Below are 16,887 nucleotides of genomic sequence, written 5' to 3'. Positions count from 1 at the left end.
GTACGGGAGAAGGCGGCGTAGCCCTGCTCGATCTCCGAGAACAGCACGCCGAGACCGGCTCCATCACAGATCAGGTGATGCAGGACCAGGCAGAGAACCGGCGGGCGAGACTCGCCCTGCGACAGGCCCAGCCGCAGCAGCGGCGCGCGGCCGAGGTCGAACGGGCGGGCCGCGTATTCGCGCAACGCCTCATCGAGGTCGTCCGGCCCAGCGTCGAGCACGTCGATCGCGAAGTCGATCTCCTCCAGCGGCCGCACCACCCGGGTGGGAAGCCCTTCCCACGCGGGGAAGCAACTGCGCAGCGCGGTGTGCCTGGCCATGATCCATGACATCGTCTCGTGGAGCGGCCACCACCGCACCGGCGCGGGCAGTTGGATGCGCATCCCCAGATTGGCGATGCCCTGTCCGGGTGCGACCTGCTGCAGGAGCCATAGGGCCGCCTCTCCCGGGGACAGGCGCTGAGAGGCGGGGCCGGCGTCGTTCATCATCATCCGTCCGCATCCGCCACGGCTGCCACGACCGCTGCGGCGAGCTCAGCGCCGGCCTCGTCGAGCAGGAAATGACGCCCCGTGACGGGGTGCAGCCGGACGGGCCGGGCCGACTGCCGCCGCCACCCCAGCCATGCGCCCCGGGGGGTGGGATCGTCCTTTCCGAAGCACACGGTCACCGGGCAGGGCAGGGGCGGCGCCGGGCGATGCTCGTACCGCGTGAGCAGTAGAAGGTCGGCCCGTAGCGCGGACTCGCTGATGCGGCGCAGGCGCTCGTCGACGGCCGTCTCGGCGGGGACCACCTCTTCTTCCACCAGCCGCGCCCACATACGGGAAGCGGGAAGGTTACAGACGTCGGGCGGCCGCCGGCCGATGTCCGGGGCTTCGAAGGAGGCCACGATCAAGGATGCCGGAGGTTCCGTTCCGCGCTGCCGCAGCGCTCTGGCCACGAGGAAGGCGAGCAGGGCGCCCCCGCAGTAGCCGAAGAGCGCGTATCGGCCCTCGATCAACGCGACGATTTCGTCGGCCATGGTGTCGATGAGCGTGTCGAGGTTACGGGGCGCCTCTTCTTCCAGACGCGCCTGGCGACCCGGCAGGTTCGCTCCCCACACCGTCACGTCCGGAGCCGCGGCCTTCGCGAAGTCGACCAGTTTGGCGCAACCCGCTCCGGCCTGTGGAAAGGAGAAGACCCGTACCGGAGCTTTATGGGCGACCAGCGGGAAAAACCAATCACGGGACCCCAATTCCATTCCTTTCGCATCGCCGGCCTCGGTCCATAGGGGAGCATGACATATTCCAGTCAGGGTGCCATGTGGCCATTTTCGGTGACTCGGCACCGGAGCTGAGGTCACGTAACGTCCGTGCCATGGGCGCTGTCGAGCCGGAGGCGGGCGTTGCCCGGACATTCGAATCGCGCCGGGCGTTTCGTGGCGCCGGATGCTCGCCAGCGCGGGCGTTCTCGGTGAGCGAACATGACCTGGAGCGGCTCTTACTGATCCGTCATTTCGAGAACAAATTGCTGGAGCTGTTTGAGCAGGGGAGATTGCACGGGACCACGCACACATGCCTAGGGCAGGAATATATTCCAGTGGCGCTGGGTGCCCTGCTGAAGGCGGGCGACCACGTCTTCAGCAACCATCGGGGGCACGGCCACTACCTGGCCCGGTTCGACGATCCGGACGGCCTGCTCGCGGAGATCATGGGCCGCTCGGGCGCGGTCTGCGGCGGTGTGGGGGGCAGCCAGCACATCCTGCGAGACCGGTTCCTGTCCACCGGGGTGCAGGGGGAGAGCCTTCCGGTAGCCGCGGGGGTCGCACTGCACCTGAAGCGGAGGTCTCCCGGCGAGGTGGCCCTCGTCCACATAGGGGACGGCACGTGGGGGCAGGGAGTGGTCTACGAGACGCTCAACATCGCCAGGCTCTGGAGCCTGCCTCTGCTCGTCGTCGTGGAGAACAACAAGATCGCACAGTCTACGGAGGTGTCCGCGCACATGGCCGGCACTATCGCCGACCGGGCGGCCGCCTTCGATATCGGCTACCACTTCTGCGACTCGATCCTCCCGGACGTCATCCGCGCGGAGCTCGGCCCTCTGGTACGGAAGGTGCGCGAAACCCCGATGCCGTTGATCGTCGAATTCGACACCTATCGCGTCGGCCCGCACAGCAAGGGCGACGACACCCGTGACCGGGTCGCCCTGCGTCGGGCGGCGGATCACGACTGGTACGTGCGCTTCCGGCAGGCGATGCCGGAACGGTTCGGCGCGGTCGACCGCCGTCAACGGACCCGGGTGGCGGCAGTGGCCGACGCGGTGGCCGCCAGGCCGCTCTCTGGGGGATCCAATGCGTTCTGAACGTGTGGTTGAGAACCTCAACCGGGCTCTGGGCGGCCTGCTGGACGCCGACCCGAATACCTACCTACTGGGCGAGGACCTAGCAGATCCGTACGGGGGGGCGTTCAAGGCGACCAAAGGGCTGTCCAGCCGGTATCCCGGCCAGGTCCTCAGCACGCCCATCAGCGAGAGCGCCGTCGTCGGCGTGGCCGGCGGACTCGCACTGGCCGGGAACAAGGCCATCGTCGAGGTCATGTTCAGCGACTTCGTCACGCTGGCCTTCGACCAGATCGTCAACTTCGCCAGCAAGTCGGTCACCATGTACGGCCAGTGGGTTCCCATCCGCCTGATCGTCCGCTGCCCGACGGGAGGCCGGCGCGGTTACGGGCCGACACACAGCCAAAGCCTGCAGAAGCATTTCATGGGAGTACCGGGGCTGTCCTTGTACGAGCTGTCGCCCTTCCGGGACAGCCTGGCCACGTTCCACGAGATGATCGCCTCGGGCGGGCCCTGCTTGTTCTTCGAGGACAAAGTGCTGTACACCTCCCGCATGTACCTGAACGGCGTCGTCGACGACCTGTTCTCGTTCGACCACCTGGACGCCCGCGGGACCGTCGCCCGCGTCTGGGCCGATGACGGCGACGACCCCGACTGCGTCCTGATCTGCCCGGGCGGGCTCGTCCATCGCGCCGTCTCCGCGGCGCGGTCGATGCTGATCGAGGATGAACTCACCTGTCAGATCCTGGTGCCGGCCAAGCTCTATCCCTTCGATTTCGAGCCGGTTCTTCCCCTGCTGCGTCAGTCCCGGCTGATCTGCGTGGTGGAGGACAGCACAGCGGGCGGCACCTGGGGCGCCGACCTGGCCCACGCCATCCACGGCCTGCTATGGGGGCGACTCGGCCGCCCCGTCCGGCTGGTGCACGCGCGCGACAGCGTCATACCGGCCGCCGCGCATCTCGAACGCAGCGTGCTGGTGCAAGACAGCACGATTCGCCGCGCCGTGAAGGAGTCCCTCGCGAATGCATGAGGTAGCGGTCCCGAGGTTGAACGCGAACGACGAGACGTACCTCCTCGTCGAATGGCTGTGCGCGGAGGGCCAGTGGGTCAGGCACGGCGAGCCGATCGCCGTGGTCGAGACGTCGAAGACGGCGACGGAGGTGACCGCAGAGCGGGACGGCATCCTGCATCACGTGCGCCCGGCGCGGTCGGAGTGCCGTCATAATGACGTCCTGGCCCTGCTGTTCCCGGGACCGACTCCCTACGAGAAGTTCCGCGCCCGGCGCGACGGCGACGGGGGCGATGACGAGGACGGCGACGGCTCGGTGGAAGGTCCGGTCCTGACCAACTCGGCTCGCCTACTGGCGGATGCGCATGGCGTCTCCGCCGAGCGGCTGCGGAACCTGGGCAAACGGGTGATCAAACGGGCGGACGTGGCGCGAGTCGTGCGAACGGCCGAGCCGGAACCCGAGGTCGAGCGGCGCGAACTGCCGCGCAACCAGCGGGCGGTGGCCGAGGTCGTCAGCGAGTCGCACCGGACGATCCCACCCGGCTTCGTCGCTGTCAAGGTGAACGTCGACCGGGCCTTGGCTTGCGCGGGCCGGCTGGCCCATCGGACGCGCAGACTGATCGGCCTGCCCGAGCTGGTGGTGAAGGCGATCGGCTGGCTGCCCGCGCAGTTCCCGCTGTTCTTCGTCACCCCCCTCGGCGACAACACGGTACGGCCCGCCACGGGCGCTCACGTCGGCCTGACCATCGACGTGGGCAACGGCCTGTTCGTTCCGGTGGTGCGTGAGGTGGGACAGCTCGGCATCACGCGGATCAGCGAGATCCTGCTGGACTACCGCACCCGCGCCGTGCAGGACCGTGGTTTCGGCCCGGGTGAACTCTCCGATGCCAACATCGTGCTGGCCCTCCACAACGATCCCGATGTCGTCCTGGCGGGACCGCTCGTCCACCCCGGCCACGTCTGCGTGGTGGGACTCGCCGGCATCTGCCAGGAACTCGCGCTCGACGACGAGGGCGCAGTGGCGCCGCGCAAGATCTGCAACCTCGGCCTCACCTACGACCATCGCCTGGTCAACGGCGGCGACGCGGTGCGCTTCCTGCGCGCCATCAAGACGATGCTGGAGGCTCCAGAGGAGTTGGACTGGGAGGGCGACGGCTGACGGCGTCGTTCCCGATCCGCGTCGGGATCCGCTCAGTCTTCGTGGTAGGCGTGCGCCTGCCTGGCGATCATGTCCGCGTAGAGGCCGCCCTCCGCCCGCAGCTCCTCATGGGTGCCGTACGCGACCAGCCGACCCTCGTCCATGACCATGACAAGGTCGGCCATCCTCGCCATAGAGAGCCGGTGCGAGACGACCAGCGTGACACCGCCGCTCCCAGCGGCGTCCCGTGCGGCGTCCGTTAGCACGGACACCAGCTCGTGTTCGGCGAAAGGATCGAACGCGGCGGTCGGCTCGTCGAGGACGAGCAGCCGGGACCGCCGCATGAACGTCCTGGCGAGAGCCAGCTTCTGCCACTGGCCGCCGGAAAGCTCGGCGCCTTGCGCGTACCGGGTTCCCACGATCGACAGCAGCCCGTCCGGCAGCGCTCCCGGGAGCGTCTCCGCACCCCCTTTGCCGAGCGCCTCGGTCACGGTCATCCCCGACATCCGCGTCAGATCGCCGACGCCGACCGATTCAAGCAACGTCAGCTCAATTCTGGCGAAGTCCTGAAACATGGCGGCGACGGGCCACGGACCGTCGCCGCGTCGCCCGTCACCGGGCACGTCATCGAGCAGGATCCGGCCGCTGGTGGGGGCGTACAGGCCGCACAGCAGCTTGACGAGCGTGCTCTTGCCCGAGCCGTTCTCACCCACGATCGCCACGACGTTACCCGCAGGAATCTTGACCGAAATTTCCCGTACTGCCGGGATCGACCGGCCCGGGTAGGTGAAGAACACCTCGTGCAAGGTGATGCCATCTGCGCCGGAACCCGGACGCACTGGCACCCGGGGACGGGCGTCGTTCTCGCCCTGGGCGCTGAGCCAGGCGAACTGCTCGGCCGTCCGCCCAGTGCGTTGCAGCACGCCGAAGAGGCTCGCCCCGCTGGCGACCTGCGTCCCTACCTGAATGACCAGCGCCAGCGCGAGAACGAAGTCACCCACCGTGGCGTCGCCCACCGCCACCTGCGTGAACACCAGGAACAACGCCCCGATGCAGCCCAGGGAGAACAGGACCTGGCCGAGCCCGCGGATCACGGCGGCACGCAAACGGCCCCACCAGAGGATGTTGCCAGCCGCCTCTCGTGCCTGCCGGTACCGACCGATGACCTCCCGTTCCATCCGGGCGATCCGCAACTCCACTACGCCGGAGGGCGAGGCGGCGAGCTTGAGCAGATGTCTGGCCTGCCGGCCCGACTCGGCGGCCCGCTGCTCGGCCCGCTTGCCGAATTGCTCGGCCAGGTGACCGGAGACCAGCAGGAACGGGGCCAGCTGGGGGAGCAGCGCCAGCCCCGGATGAATTCCGGCGATCAACACGGTGCTGACCAGCAGCTGGATCACCAGTCCGCTGAACTGCAGCAGGGCCTCGATGGCGCCGGTCGTCCGCCACAGGCCTGTCTGCGCGAGATGCAGCATGTCGGCGTAGTCGGGCTGCTCACGCCGTTCAAGCGGCACGTCGTCGTTAGCCGCCGTGAACAGCCGCGAGTTGAGGGCCGACTGACACAGCTCGGACAACTCGTAGTAGGACAGGTGCGCGAAATGGGCGCACATCAGTTCGGCGACGATGAGCAGCCCGAGCGATCCGACCAGGGCGAACGCCGTCCGTTGCTCGCCACGCAAGATGGCGTCGGTGAACAGCTTCAGGTTCAGCGCCACGAGTGGGGTGGCGAGGTAACCCATGCCCATCAAGAGAGCGGACAGCACCAGTCGGCGTCGGTCGACCCGCACGGCGAGGGGCACTAGAAGCCGGATCGCGGCCAGGCTCGTCATCGCGCCTCACCGGCCGCGGGCGAGGCGGCGCCCGCCCGCACCGCCTGCAGGTCGAACATCCTGGCGTACACGCCCTTGCGCCTGCGCAGCTCCTCGTGCGTGCCCTTCTCGACAATGACGCCGCCGGAGAGCACCGCGATGTGCCGCGCCCTGCGGACGGTGGAGAAGCGGTGCGAGATGACCAGCGTGGTCAGTCCCTCGGTCAGGTCGAGGAAACGATCGAAGAAGGCGGCCTCGGACCGGATGTCGAGCTGGGATGTCGGCTCGTCCATGATTAGCAGGGACGCACCTCGGCGGACCGCGAAAATGGCGCGGGCCAGCGCGATGCGCTGCCACTGCCCGCCCGACAGGCCCACTCCTCGCGTGTACTGAGGAGAAAGGATGGTGTCGAGGCCGTGAGGCAGGCCGGCTACGATCTCTTCGGCGCCGGCGCTGGTGAGGGCCTCCATCACCTCGTCATCCACCGCGTCACGGTCGATCTCGTCGCCGTCCACCCGGACGCTCCGTCCGAGTGCAACGTTGTCCCGGACGCTCATCTCGTACCGCAGGAAGTCCTGCAGCATCACGGCGATGTGCCGGCGCCACCGATGCCCGTCCAGGGTGGTCAGGTCGGTTCCGTCCGCGATGATCCGTCCCGCGTCTGGCGCGTAGAGCCCGCAGATCAGCTTGACCAGGGTGGTCTTTCCCGAGCCGTTCAGGCCGACGATTGCAGTTGACTGGCCGGAGGACAACGTGAGGTCCAGCCCTTTGAGCACCTGCTTGCCCCCGGGATAGCCGAAGCGCACCCTCTCCAGAGCCACGCAGGGCGGACGGCGAAGGCCGGGCTCCGGCGGCGGTCCGCTGGTCCGCTCTCGTGTCGCGTCCGGTGCGAGAGGAGCGCAGTATTCCCTGATCGACCGATGGACGACCAGGCCGAGCTGGGCGGGCACGTCGCACTCGGGGAAATGCACGCCGAAACGGAGTGGAATGAGCAAGCACTGAATGGCCACCGCGAGACCGAGAACGTCATGCCGATAATCGGGCGAGCCCGCTGTCGTCCAGAAGGCGAACACCGCGATGATCAGCCCGAGCAGCGTGTACCCGAGAAACGGTTTCAGGTAAATCTGCCGCCGAGCGGCCCACAGCCGCGAAAGATAGTCTCCGGACTCGCGCCGGTGTCGTTCGTCCAGCCAGCCGGACAGGCCGAACGAGCGCACCTCTTTCGTGAACTCGTTCTCCGTACCGAGCGCTTCAAGGTACAGAAAGCGACGGCGGGCCGCGGCCAGGCCTTCCCAGGTTTCCGAGAAACGGTCCAGCGAGCTGCGCTGGCCGTGGCGGAGGATCAGGGCCGCGATGCCCAGGAGAACGGCGACATGCCAGGACAGGACCATAGCCAGCACGACCAACGCGGAGCCGAGCTGGAGATAGCGCGCCAGCAACGGGCCGAGGGCGGCGGCCCCGAGACCAGGAGTCTGCCAGTCGTTGAGAAAGCCAAACCTGATGTCCGACGCCTTGGTGAGCGCCTCCGGCCGCTCCGCAGCCGCCAGCGGTCGCGTCAGCGCAGCCGTCATGAAACGGACGGACAGATGATCGTCGATGCGCCGTGCCACCAGCGTGCCCACCGCCGACTCGAACGGCGCCAGGACATGCTGGAGCGAGAACGCGGCCAGCGCCAGCAGCAGCGCCGGGATGGCGCCGGCCGTCACGTCCGTCACCGATCCGCGACCGCCGTCCAGAATGTCGATTATCCGCGCCGTGACGAGGATGAAACCCACCGGAAGCAGGCCGGAGAGCAGTGCCAGCAGCACCGACACGGCCGTAGGGAGTACGCCGGCCTGGGGCAGCAACCGAGCCAGGGCAAGCCAGTCTCGTGCCGCCGCCCAACGCTCCGAAGTCCATGTGGACAGCCGACTCCTCAACCGCATCTCCAGCATTTCCCGAACCGCTCCTGCGATGGCGGAAACGTGTCTGCAGCCGCGAATCGCGATGGCTCGATCAGCTTAGGCACGAGGGCGATCAATGACACGTAACAGGTTTATGGGACGCGCTCCGAATCGGAAACGACGAAATACTCGATGCGGTGTCCGCTGCGACCGCAGCGCTGTTCTCGACGTGTCGCGGAGGCACGATGACGGACGTGACCGGAGACGAGACCGACCCCGATTTCGCCGCGGACTTCCGGCGCACCGCTCCCAGCGCCACGGACTGGTTCCTACCCTTGTCTCCGCCGGTGTCCGCGCCCATCCAGGTTTTCGCCTTCCCCAACGCGGGGGCCGGCGCGGGAAGCTTCGCCGCCTGCGCGTCGGAAGCGGCCGGCCGAATCGACCTCTGGGGAGCGAACCTACCCGGCCGCGAGGCACGCTTTCCCGAACCGCCCAGAACCGATCTCGGACCGCTGGTCACGGAACTCGCCGACGCGCTACAGCGCTACCGCAACCATCGGCGGCCATACGGGATCGTCGGCTACTGTGCGGGCGCGGTGCTGGCCTACCTCGTGGCGGCCGAGCTCTCGCGGCGGGCGGCCACGCCGCCGTCCCGCCTGGTCATCGTCTCGTTCCTACCGCCCCACCGCGTGCAGGCGGACGACGACTTACTGCGCGCGCCGTCAGAGGAGTTCTGGTCACGCATCGCCACCCTAGGCGGGCTGCCGGACGAGATCGCCGCTCAACCCGATGCCCGTGAGCTCTTCGAGCCGACCATACGTGCCGACTTCGCCCTCCTGACCGGCAGGTCCTTGCCCCGCGACGACATGGACCCGCTCGACATCCCCATAACGGTGCTCGCCGGTCGCGACGACCATGTCTTCGACACCGGGTACTACGCCGAGTGGAAGCAGTACTCCTGCGCCGAGTTCCGCCTGCGGCTCGTGCCCGGCGACCACTGGCTCCTCCGCGGCGACCCACATGCGCTGGCCAAGATCCTCAGCCAGGAGATACCACCGTCCGGCATCGAGCCGTGAGGTAGTGCTCATGCGTGACGGGCGCGAGCCGATCGGGAACGACCGGGTGAGCGGCGTACCGGTTCCGGCGCCACTCGAACGCGAAAGGTTGCACATGAGAATTGGATTCGTCGGCTGCGGCTATGTGGCGGACCTATACGCGGCGACCCTGCCGAACCACCCGGAACTGGAGCTGATCGGAGTCTTCGACCGCGCAGAGAACCGCCGCCGGGCCTTCTCCGCACATTACGGGGTACCGGAATACCCATCGCTGGCTGCGATGCTCGAAGACCCGTCACTGGATATCGTGGTGAACCTGGTCAACCCCGCCCACCATTTTCCCGTGAGCCAGGCCGCGTTGTTGGCCGGCAAACACGTCTACGTGGAGAAACCATTGGCCACCGAGCTGGCCCAGGCCAGACATCTGGTGGAGCTGGCGGCGGAACGCGGCCTCGGCCTGGCGTCGGCGCCGGCCAGCGTCCTGGGAGAGCCCGCGCAGACGGCGTGGCAGGCCCTGCGCGCCGGCGCGGTGGGAACGCCCCTGCTCGCGTACGCGGAGCTCGACGACGGCTATGTGCTGGGCGAGCACTATCACGAGTGGGTCAGCGCTTCGGGGGCGCCGTGGCCCTACATGGATGAGTTCCGCACGGGATGCACGATCGAGCACGCGGCGTACGCCCTGGACTGGCTCACCACGTTCTTCGGACCGGTCACCGAGCTCACCGCCTTTGCGGCGTCGCTTGCGCCCAACCCTCATTTCGCGGCCATGGGCGAGACACCGGCGCCCGACTTCTCGGTGGCCTGTTTGAGATTCGGCCCGAGCGAAACGGCCGTCGATGGGCTGGTCGCGCGCGTGACCAACAGCATCGTCGCGCCTCGGCGGCATTCCTTGCAGATCATCGGCGACGAGGGCGTTCTCATCGTCCAGAGCGTCTGGGACTACGCCTCCCCGGTCGTCGTCCGGCGGGGCCAGTCGGGGTACCCCGAAATCTATCCACCGGTCCGGCCGGGCCCTTCGGCGCTGTCGAGAGTGGGAGCGAACAACATGGATTTCGCCCGCGGCGTCGCCGAACTGTCCGCCGAACTGCGCGGGCGACGTCGCAGCAGGCTGGGCGTCGATCGTGCGCTGCACGTTCTCGAGGTCACCTTGGAGATCGCGCGGGCGAACAAGGGGGCCATCAGCCGGCCGACGACAACGTTCACGCCTCCCAAGCCGATGTCATGGGCCGCGGGGGAACCGCCGCGTCCCTGGGCCGAGACGGCTTCCACACGATGACCGGACCGGTGGCAGCCGGGAGAGAGGATCTGGCCATGGCGGAATTCCACGCAGCGTCACGACGATGGGTAGATCGTATTCTCGCCGATCCACCCCGAGTGCACGGAGGCTCCGCCGATATGGAGCCAAACCAAACCTGGCACACCGAAGCGGCGTGCTACTACCTCATGGCCGACCTGATCACTCCGGGTGCGGTCACGCTGGAAACCGGGCTCGGAGTGTCCACGGCCTTGTTCGCCGGTCTGGGCGCCCGTCACACCTGCGTGGTGAACTCGGCCGACGAGATCGACCGGTTCAGGTCCTATGCCGCGACCCACGGCATCGACCTGACCAACGTCGAACTGCTCAACGGCTCATCCGACGATGTGCTTCCCGGGCTGCGACTGGATGACCTGGACCTGCTGTTCATCGACGGCAGCCACCATTTCCCCATGCCGATCATCGACTGGTACTACGGCGCCCGCAGCCTGCGTAAGGGCGGTGTGGTCGTCATCGACGACCTTCTCTTCATCGGCCCAGCGATGATCAGTTATTTCCTGACTCGAGATGATCGATGGCATGTGCTGGCGGAAACCAGCAAATGGGCCGCCTATAAGCGGATGGACGCCAGAGGATCGAAGGAGGAATGGCGCCACCGCAAGATGATACGCGCATCCGCGGAACCTTCCCTCGACGAGGACCTCCTGCATTCCCTGATCGCTCTCCGGCGCGCCAATATGCTCTACGAAGCATCGGATGACCAGACGCCTCGAGAGCCATCATCGGCCGATCTGCACCTTTGGCTTGAGGACTGCGACGAACCCACGGCCTGCGGCGTCATGCGCGACGGACTCCTTCAGACTTTCGCCGCGAGTGACTGGGGCCTGCAGCAGGGGCACGCGGCCATGCTGATGAATCACCTCGTCACCGCCTACGGGGTAAGCGTGGAACAGAGCGCGATGGCCGATCTCCGCGCGCAACTGCGCATGTAATGCCGGCTGTCAACGGCTCCCCTTAACCTCGATTCTTCAGCTGGTTGGGTTGCGTGAGCGCCTTCGCGGGTTTGCCCGTAATGTCCCCGGTGCGGTCGGGGCGGGCCGTCGCATGACACTGCGGGGGCGCCGGGTTCCACGGGCCCGGATGGGGTTCCTTCCTGGATTGTCGTGGTCGGGTCCGGCTCTCAGGTGAGAGTGGGCAGGTCGGTGAGGCGCTGCCAGGCCAGGACGAATGCCTGGGCCCAGGGCCAGGTGTGCTCGATGCGCAGATGGCGGCGGCGGGCGTGGGCGGCCAGCCGGGCGGGCAGGTGGTAGAGCCGGTAGCGCATGGCGTCGGGTTCGGCGCGGTCCAGGCCGGGTTGGTCGTGCAGGGTGAGCAGGCGCAGCCAGCAGTCCAGGTCGTGGCCGAGGTTGGCGGCCAGTACCCATCCTTGGTTGACGGTCCAGTCCTTGCTGGGCAGGTTGCGCAGGCCCATCGCCTTGCCGACGCGGACCCGGTCCTCGACCACGGCGTGCGCGCGGGCCAGCGCGTCCAGCCATTGCGGGTGGTGGGAGCCGGCGATGCCCCACATCCGGCCGATGTTGGTCACGATGATCGAGTACTTCCAGCCGGTCCGGGTCTCGAAGGCGGTCAGGCTCTTGCGGTGGCGGGCCGAAGGGCGGACCCGGCGCACCAGCAGTCGCATGCCCGCGGGCCAGCCGGTGCGCTGGTTGAGGCCGGTCAGTTCGGCGACGTGGTAGCCGGGCTGGAGGTCGCCGTCCTGGGTGAGGGACTCGGTCCAGGCGGTGGCGGGCAGCCGGGCGATGGCCTGCTCGTCGAGGTCGGTGATCATCCAGCCGGCCAGGTACCGCACCGTGCGGCGGGCGGTGTTCAGGCCTTCCAGATGCACCAGCAGATCGTGGGTGGCGCCCGCGCCGTCGACACGAACGAGGATCTTGGCTTGGCAGGAGTTCGGGATCTGGGCCAGCGCGTCGGTGAGCACCCGCAGGTGGTCGGTCACGGTGTTGCTGCCGGCGTTTCCGGGCCGCAGCAGCATCGCCAGCGCTTCCTGGGTGTTGGCGCACCAGCAGGCCAGCGGGTGAAAGCCGTACGTTTTCTTGAAGGTGACGGCCGCGCCGTGCTTGTCGGAGGCGGCGGTAATGATGGTGGCGTCGATGTCGATGACGATCCAGCCGCATAGCCGTTTGCCGGCCACCGTCAGCCAGGGGAAGCCGCCCGGGCGCAGGTGCAGCAGCTGCCAGACACGGCGCCGTACCTTTGCCCGCGCCTTGGCGATATGGGCGAGCATGGTCTCGTCCAGGCCGGCCAGGGCGCGGTGGGTAGTGGAGTCCGAGGGTGCCGCTCCGAACAGCGCCGCCTGGTGAGCTTGCAGCCGTTCGGCTTCCAGCAGGCTCCGTGCGCCGCACGTGATCGCCGCGGCAAGGGCGACCAGGACGTGCGCGCGTTCCCGCCAGGTCGCGCTCTGCCGATGCGGCCACAGCCTGCCGAGCGCCTCGGTCAGCCCGACCCGGTCGGCGAGCTTGTGCAGCAGCACCGCTCCCGCATGACCCACCAGCCCTTTTCCGTCGGCTGTGACAGACAACCGGCGGTCCCACCCGGTACGCTCGTTCACCAGAAAGGTGCACCTGCTTCTGCACTGGATATGGCGTCGACACCCAAATCCTTGCAGGTCAGGGGCACCTTTTCTCATGTTCGGGCAGAGCCGGCTCCCTCGGCTGAATACCCGAGGTTGATGACTCCGCTGAGCACCGTTCGGCGCTGAATCCGGCCTTCCATCGGCACCACAACGTGCTCGTCTTGATCGGGTGGGCGTTGTTGCCGGGACTGGTGCGGTCGATGGGTGTTGTAGTGCTCGGTGTACTCCTCCAGGACCGATCTCAGGTGACGTTCGTCGTAGATCAGCATCCGGTCGGTGCATTCGGCTCGGACGGTGCGCACCCAGCGCTCGGCGTAGCAGTTGGCTCGAGGTGTCCGCGGCGGCGTCTTCGTCACCGTGACGCCCTGGCTGGTGAAGATCTCGTCGAAGGTGGCGGTGAACTTGGCATCCCGATCACGAAGGAGGAACTGGAACGAACCGATCCTCTGCCCGAGATTCATGAGCAGGTTGCGGGCCTGCTGAGCCGTCCACGCGCCGGTTGGATGGGCAGTTACGCCCAGGACGTGCACGCGTCGTGTTTCCACCTCCATGACGAACAACACGTACAGACACTTCAGGAAGATCGTGTCGACGTGGAAGAAGTCGCAGGCGAGCAGTCCTTTCGCTTGCAGACGTAGGAAGGTCCGCCAGGAGGTGTCGAAGCTTCGGGGAGCCGGACCGCGACGGCGCGAACGCAAGATCCGTCGCACGGTTGCTGCACTGACCTGCAAACCGAGGCGAACCAGCTCACCGTGGACCCGTCGATACCCCCACCTCGGGTTCTCGCGTGCCAGCCGGAGGACCAGCTCCCGGACCTCTTTGGTTGTTCCGGGACGGCCAGCGCGGTGGGGATAGGTCCACGCGCGTTTGATCAAACGGCGATGCCAGGCCAACAAGGTGCCGGGGGTGACCAGCCGATGAGCTCGCAGCACCGTCGGTAGGAAGCGGGCCATGGCCGCCAGGACCGCTCGATCGGCCCAGTCCGGCTTCGGCCGGCCGGCCTGGCGCGTCAACACCGCCACCTCATGGCGGAGCACCATGATCTCGACGTCCTTGGACGCCTGACCACGACCCAGCAACACCAGCCAACCGAACACCCGAATCAAGGTCAGATACAGCAAACGAACCGACACAGACCGCGATCTTGCCTGCGCGGCACCTGGAGGTCAAAACCGCAGATCAAGCACCACGTGATGAGTTATGAAGCGGTACAACAGGCGGATCGTTTCGGTGTCCAAGACGATCGTGCGCTGGCTGGCCTCGCTTTTGGGAGTTGCTGGACGAGGTGACTTCACGGGTCTCCAGGCTGATGTCCACCCACCGCAGCCGGCGAGCACGCCTCGGTGCAGGCCGCGCAGCGCGGCCAGCCACCACCACGCACCGTCTTCGGCAATCCGAGCATCACCCGGAAATGTCGGGGTGCCGGTGCATACTGCCAATGTGGACTTTGATCTCACTCGCCTTGATACTGGTCAGTTCGAGAGCCTCGTGCAAGCCCTTGCTCACGAAGTACTAGGGGCCGATCTAGAGGTATACGGACCTGGCCCTGACGGAGGACGCGACGCCACGATCAACGGATCGTCGATCTATCCAGGCCTGGACGCCCCCTGGACGGGATACATCGTCGTGCAAGCGAAGTTTCTCCAAAGACCTCGGAACGTTGAGCACGATACGGCATGGTTCCTTGGTCAAGTGCGCTCCGAGATGGAGCGATGGGCGGATAGCAATATCCAGCGGGTTCGCCGTGGGCGTTTCCCAGATCATCTGATCTTCGCGACCAATGTTGCCTTGTCAGCTGTGTCGGGGAGTGGAGGAATCGATCGGTTCAATAAGCAAGTCGCCAAGATTGTTCGCGAGAAGGCCCTCCCACTACAGAATTGGCGGGTCTGGCATTACAAGAAGATCTGCAGCCTTCTGGAGCTGTCCGATGTTCGTTTCGCCTATTCCGCCTTCATCACTCCCAGCGATGTCCTTGCGGAAGTGATCGGTCACAGAAAGATCCAAGCATTGTCGCCGGAAGAACTGGGCGATGCTCAGGGGCCACGCTCCGCTCGCTTAAGAAGTGCCCTCCCTCTAGACTTCGTTGCACGCCTTGGTCGCGAACGTGTTGCATACACCGGAGAAAGCTTCGCCGATGCACGGCGAGCCATCACATCTAACCCCGAATCCCCTATACCTGCCGCCGCTAGCGGCAACCAAGAAATACTAGAATCACAGATTCTGCTTCATCTTCCAGGGCGCCATGACTACTACACTCATCCGGCGGGGATCTCTCAGATTCAGCCCTCCGCCAATCGAATCATCGTTAATCTTGACCAACTTCCTCTTGCCGAGCGAAAGCTCGAATTAGCGGCGTACACTCTTGATTGCATTTTACCTGTCGATCGTGGGTCATGCCATGAGATGGCCATCCCCGGCCTCCGAGTCATCGACATCAGCGAAGAAGGTGCGCACTTCACCCTTGCCGGAACTAGCGCAGAGGTGATTCTCGCCGGGCCAACACCGGATGAGTGGAGGGCACTGCTGGAGGCGCATAAAGCCGCATGCCTAGACTCTGGTGGTCGACCTCTGTGGAATGGATCACAGGTTGAGCTAGCCGCCATCGAAGCAGATCAGCTCGACCACCATGCTGGGCGTGTTACCTCATCGCATGATGCTGCCTGGATCGGAAGCGGCCTACTTCGCCGCGTCGCACTCTTCCATACAACAGCCTCTCCCTACTCGATTCGCTATTGGGATAACTCGAACGAGTGGGCATTTGAGCTGGATCATCACCTTGATTCGCCAATGGACCATGACTCATTCATCAAGAAGTTGACGGATTCTTCTTTTGGAATTCCGCTCAAGATAATCTTGATAGAATGCAGTTGTCGGTCATGTCACTGCGACGACCACTATGATCGGCAATGTCGACTTATACTGGAACATCAAGATAAGGCGCGCCCAGGCACCCTGCAGCTTAGGTTTCGATCCATAGGAAACCACTCATTCAAGCTCCTTGAGGGAATACGTCATGATCTCCTAGACATGGGTGCCGATCACACGTGGGTGGATCGCGTGCTGCCGGGAATAGTTGCCGACCCAGCTAAAGGAAGAAGTCAACGGCGAACTGCCATGAAGCATAGTCACCACGTAAGTTAAGTGCCTATCCAGAACTTCTATGCTGGGCGTGCTGAGCTGAGTCCCGGACGGTGGGTGATCGGCTGGTCCACCAGTATGCAACCGACATCCTGGCACTGATGCAGCAGGTGGCGGTGGCCTGCCAGGCGGTGTCGTCCCTTCTACTTCTCGTCGTGCCTGCTCGTAGCGGACTCCCTTCGACGGTAGGCACGGCCAGCGCTGCCGTCCCCCTCATCCAGGCGCCCGCAGGTACCCCGACCGCTGATCTCGCCTCTTCTGGTGGCCAGTTCGATGAGCCGCAAGCCTTCGGTCTGGGCGGTCCTGGCCCGCAGATCAGCAGGCGTGGCCGCGCGAGGCGCCGAACGTCACACGTGAAGAACCCGCATGACCCAGAATTTGCATCTAACACGTCGACGGTGAACCTGCCCACGGCGCCTCGCAAGGCCATGAGTGGGCAGCTTGAGATCAAGCCCAAAGACGCATTTACAGCACCAATTGAATGGTCAAGACCATGCCATCGGCATCGGGGTACCGCCACCGACGTCATGGTTACATGCTCGGTGAATGCTCTTCGGCCCGCGATACAGGCTAGCATCGGGCCTTTTAATCCGTAGGTTCCGGGTTCGAGCCCCGGGCGCCCTACCACTCCCACCTGCAGATTCGCCAACCTCTTGATC

At 66.0% G+C, this 16,887-nt stretch carries 13 protein-coding genes; 7 read left to right on the top strand and 6 right to left on the bottom strand.

All coding sequences use genetic code 11. The features are described 5' to 3' along the window. Both FAF44_RS29345 and FAF44_RS29340 read right to left on the bottom strand, forming a co-directional pair. Positions 1-491: condensation domain-containing protein (locus FAF44_RS29345; RefSeq protein WP_237106536.1), on the bottom strand; the 491-nt coding region annotated here is incomplete at its 3' end. Further along, positions 488-1,237: a thioesterase II family protein gene (locus tag FAF44_RS29340; protein ID WP_237106535.1), complete on the bottom strand. Its 750-nt coding sequence runs from the start codon at positions 1,235-1,237 to the stop codon at positions 488-490. The genes FAF44_RS29345 and FAF44_RS29340, both read right to left, overlap by 4 nt. A 116-nt stretch (positions 1,238-1,353) precedes the next feature. On the opposite strand from FAF44_RS29340, the gene FAF44_RS29335 reads away from it, so the two are divergent. The 3 genes from FAF44_RS29335 to FAF44_RS29325 are packed head-to-tail and all read left to right on the top strand — an operon-like array spanning position 1,354 to position 4,481. Next, positions 1,354-2,337, top strand: a complete 984-nt coding sequence (locus tag FAF44_RS29335) for a thiamine pyrophosphate-dependent dehydrogenase E1 component subunit alpha (protein WP_237106534.1) — start codon at positions 1,354-1,356, stop codon at positions 2,335-2,337. A 4-nt stretch (positions 2,338-2,341) separates the two neighbouring features. Next, a complete protein-coding gene (locus FAF44_RS29330; protein ID WP_237106533.1) occupies positions 2,342-3,343 on the top strand; it encodes an alpha-ketoacid dehydrogenase subunit beta in 1,002 nt (333 codons plus the stop codon). Beyond that, positions 3,336-4,481 (top strand): 2-oxo acid dehydrogenase subunit E2, encoded by a 1,146-nt coding sequence (locus tag FAF44_RS29325; RefSeq protein WP_237106532.1) that lies wholly within the window; start codon positions 3,336-3,338, stop codon positions 4,479-4,481. Before FAF44_RS29330 ends, FAF44_RS29325 begins: the two co-directional genes overlap by 8 nt. A gap of 32 nt (positions 4,482-4,513) precedes the next feature. Here FAF44_RS29325 and FAF44_RS29320 read toward each other — a convergent pair whose 3' ends face one another. Next, positions 4,514-6,286: an ABC transporter ATP-binding protein gene (locus FAF44_RS29320; protein WP_237106531.1), complete on the bottom strand. Its 1,773-nt coding sequence runs from the start codon at positions 6,284-6,286 to the stop codon at positions 4,514-4,516. Then, positions 6,283-8,079, bottom strand: coding sequence for an ABC transporter ATP-binding protein (locus tag FAF44_RS29315; RefSeq protein ID WP_237106530.1), 1,797 nt, complete (start codon positions 8,077-8,079; stop codon positions 6,283-6,285). The genes FAF44_RS29320 and FAF44_RS29315 overlap by 4 nt, the downstream gene beginning before the upstream one ends. A gap of 314 nt (positions 8,080-8,393) precedes the next feature. Here FAF44_RS29315 and FAF44_RS29310 point away from each other — a divergent pair, with 314 nt between their 5' ends. From FAF44_RS29310 to FAF44_RS29300, 3 genes are read left to right on the top strand one after another with little or no spacing between them, the layout of a single operon-like run. After that, positions 8,394-9,224, top strand: coding sequence for a thioesterase II family protein (locus FAF44_RS29310; protein WP_237106529.1), 831 nt, complete (start codon positions 8,394-8,396; stop codon positions 9,222-9,224). 10 nt (positions 9,225-9,234) lie between these two features. Beyond that, the gene (locus FAF44_RS29305) at positions 9,235-10,479 is read left to right on the top strand and encodes a Gfo/Idh/MocA family protein (RefSeq protein WP_237106528.1); all 1,245 of its coding nucleotides are present in this window, start codon (positions 9,235-9,237) and stop codon (positions 10,477-10,479) included. Between the two features lie 35 nt (positions 10,480-10,514). Beyond that, entirely contained in the window at positions 10,515-11,450 is a 936-nt protein-coding gene (locus FAF44_RS29300; protein WP_237106527.1) for a class I SAM-dependent methyltransferase, read from the top strand. Positions 11,451-11,638: 188 nt separating this feature from the next. Here FAF44_RS29300 and FAF44_RS29295 read toward each other — a convergent pair whose 3' ends face one another. Then, the gene (locus FAF44_RS29295; RefSeq protein ID WP_237106526.1) at positions 11,639-13,006 is read right to left on the bottom strand and encodes an IS1380 family transposase; all 1,368 of its coding nucleotides are present in this window, start codon (positions 13,004-13,006) and stop codon (positions 11,639-11,641) included. A 134-nt stretch (positions 13,007-13,140) separates the two neighbouring features. Next, entirely contained in the window at positions 13,141-14,223 is a 1,083-nt protein-coding gene (locus FAF44_RS29290) for an integrase core domain-containing protein (RefSeq protein WP_237106525.1), read from the bottom strand. 307 nt (positions 14,224-14,530) lie between these two features. Between FAF44_RS29290 and FAF44_RS29285 the strand changes: the two genes are divergently transcribed. Further along, positions 14,531-16,231 carry a hypothetical protein gene (locus FAF44_RS29285; protein WP_237106524.1) on the top strand — a complete coding sequence of 567 codons (1,701 nt, stop codon included), beginning with the start codon at positions 14,531-14,533 and terminating at the stop codon, positions 16,229-16,231. Positions 16,232-16,887 lie beyond the last annotated feature (656 nt).

It is taken from the genome of Nonomuraea sp. MG754425 (genome assembly GCF_021699195.1).
In the GTDB taxonomy this organism is placed as follows: Bacteria; Actinomycetota; Actinomycetes; order Streptosporangiales; family Streptosporangiaceae; genus Nonomuraea.
The sequence above is the reverse complement of the archived record's forward strand: the minus strand, read 5'-3'. Positions and strand labels throughout refer to the sequence as shown.

What these genes read in the sequence shown, in the direction of transcription:
- FAF44_RS29340 (WP_237106535.1), bottom strand. Translation starts at nt 1,237, where the DNA reads ATGGAATTGGGGTCCCGTGATTGGTTTTTCCCGCTGGTCGCCCATAAA.
- FAF44_RS29335 (WP_237106534.1), top strand. Translation starts at nt 1,354, where the DNA reads ATGGGCGCTGTCGAGCCGGAGGCGGGCGTTGCCCGGACATTCGAATCG.
- FAF44_RS29325 (WP_237106532.1), top strand. Translation starts at nt 3,336, where the DNA reads ATGCATGAGGTAGCGGTCCCGAGGTTGAACGCGAACGACGAGACGTAC.
- FAF44_RS29320 (WP_237106531.1), bottom strand. Translation starts at nt 6,286, where the DNA reads ATGACGAGCCTGGCCGCGATCCGGCTTCTAGTGCCCCTCGCCGTGCGG.
- FAF44_RS29310 (WP_237106529.1), top strand. Translation starts at nt 8,394, where the DNA reads ATGACGGACGTGACCGGAGACGAGACCGACCCCGATTTCGCCGCGGAC.
- FAF44_RS29305 (WP_237106528.1), top strand. Translation starts at nt 9,235, where the DNA reads ATGCGTGACGGGCGCGAGCCGATCGGGAACGACCGGGTGAGCGGCGTA.
- FAF44_RS29300 (WP_237106527.1), top strand. Translation starts at nt 10,515, where the DNA reads ATGGCGGAATTCCACGCAGCGTCACGACGATGGGTAGATCGTATTCTC.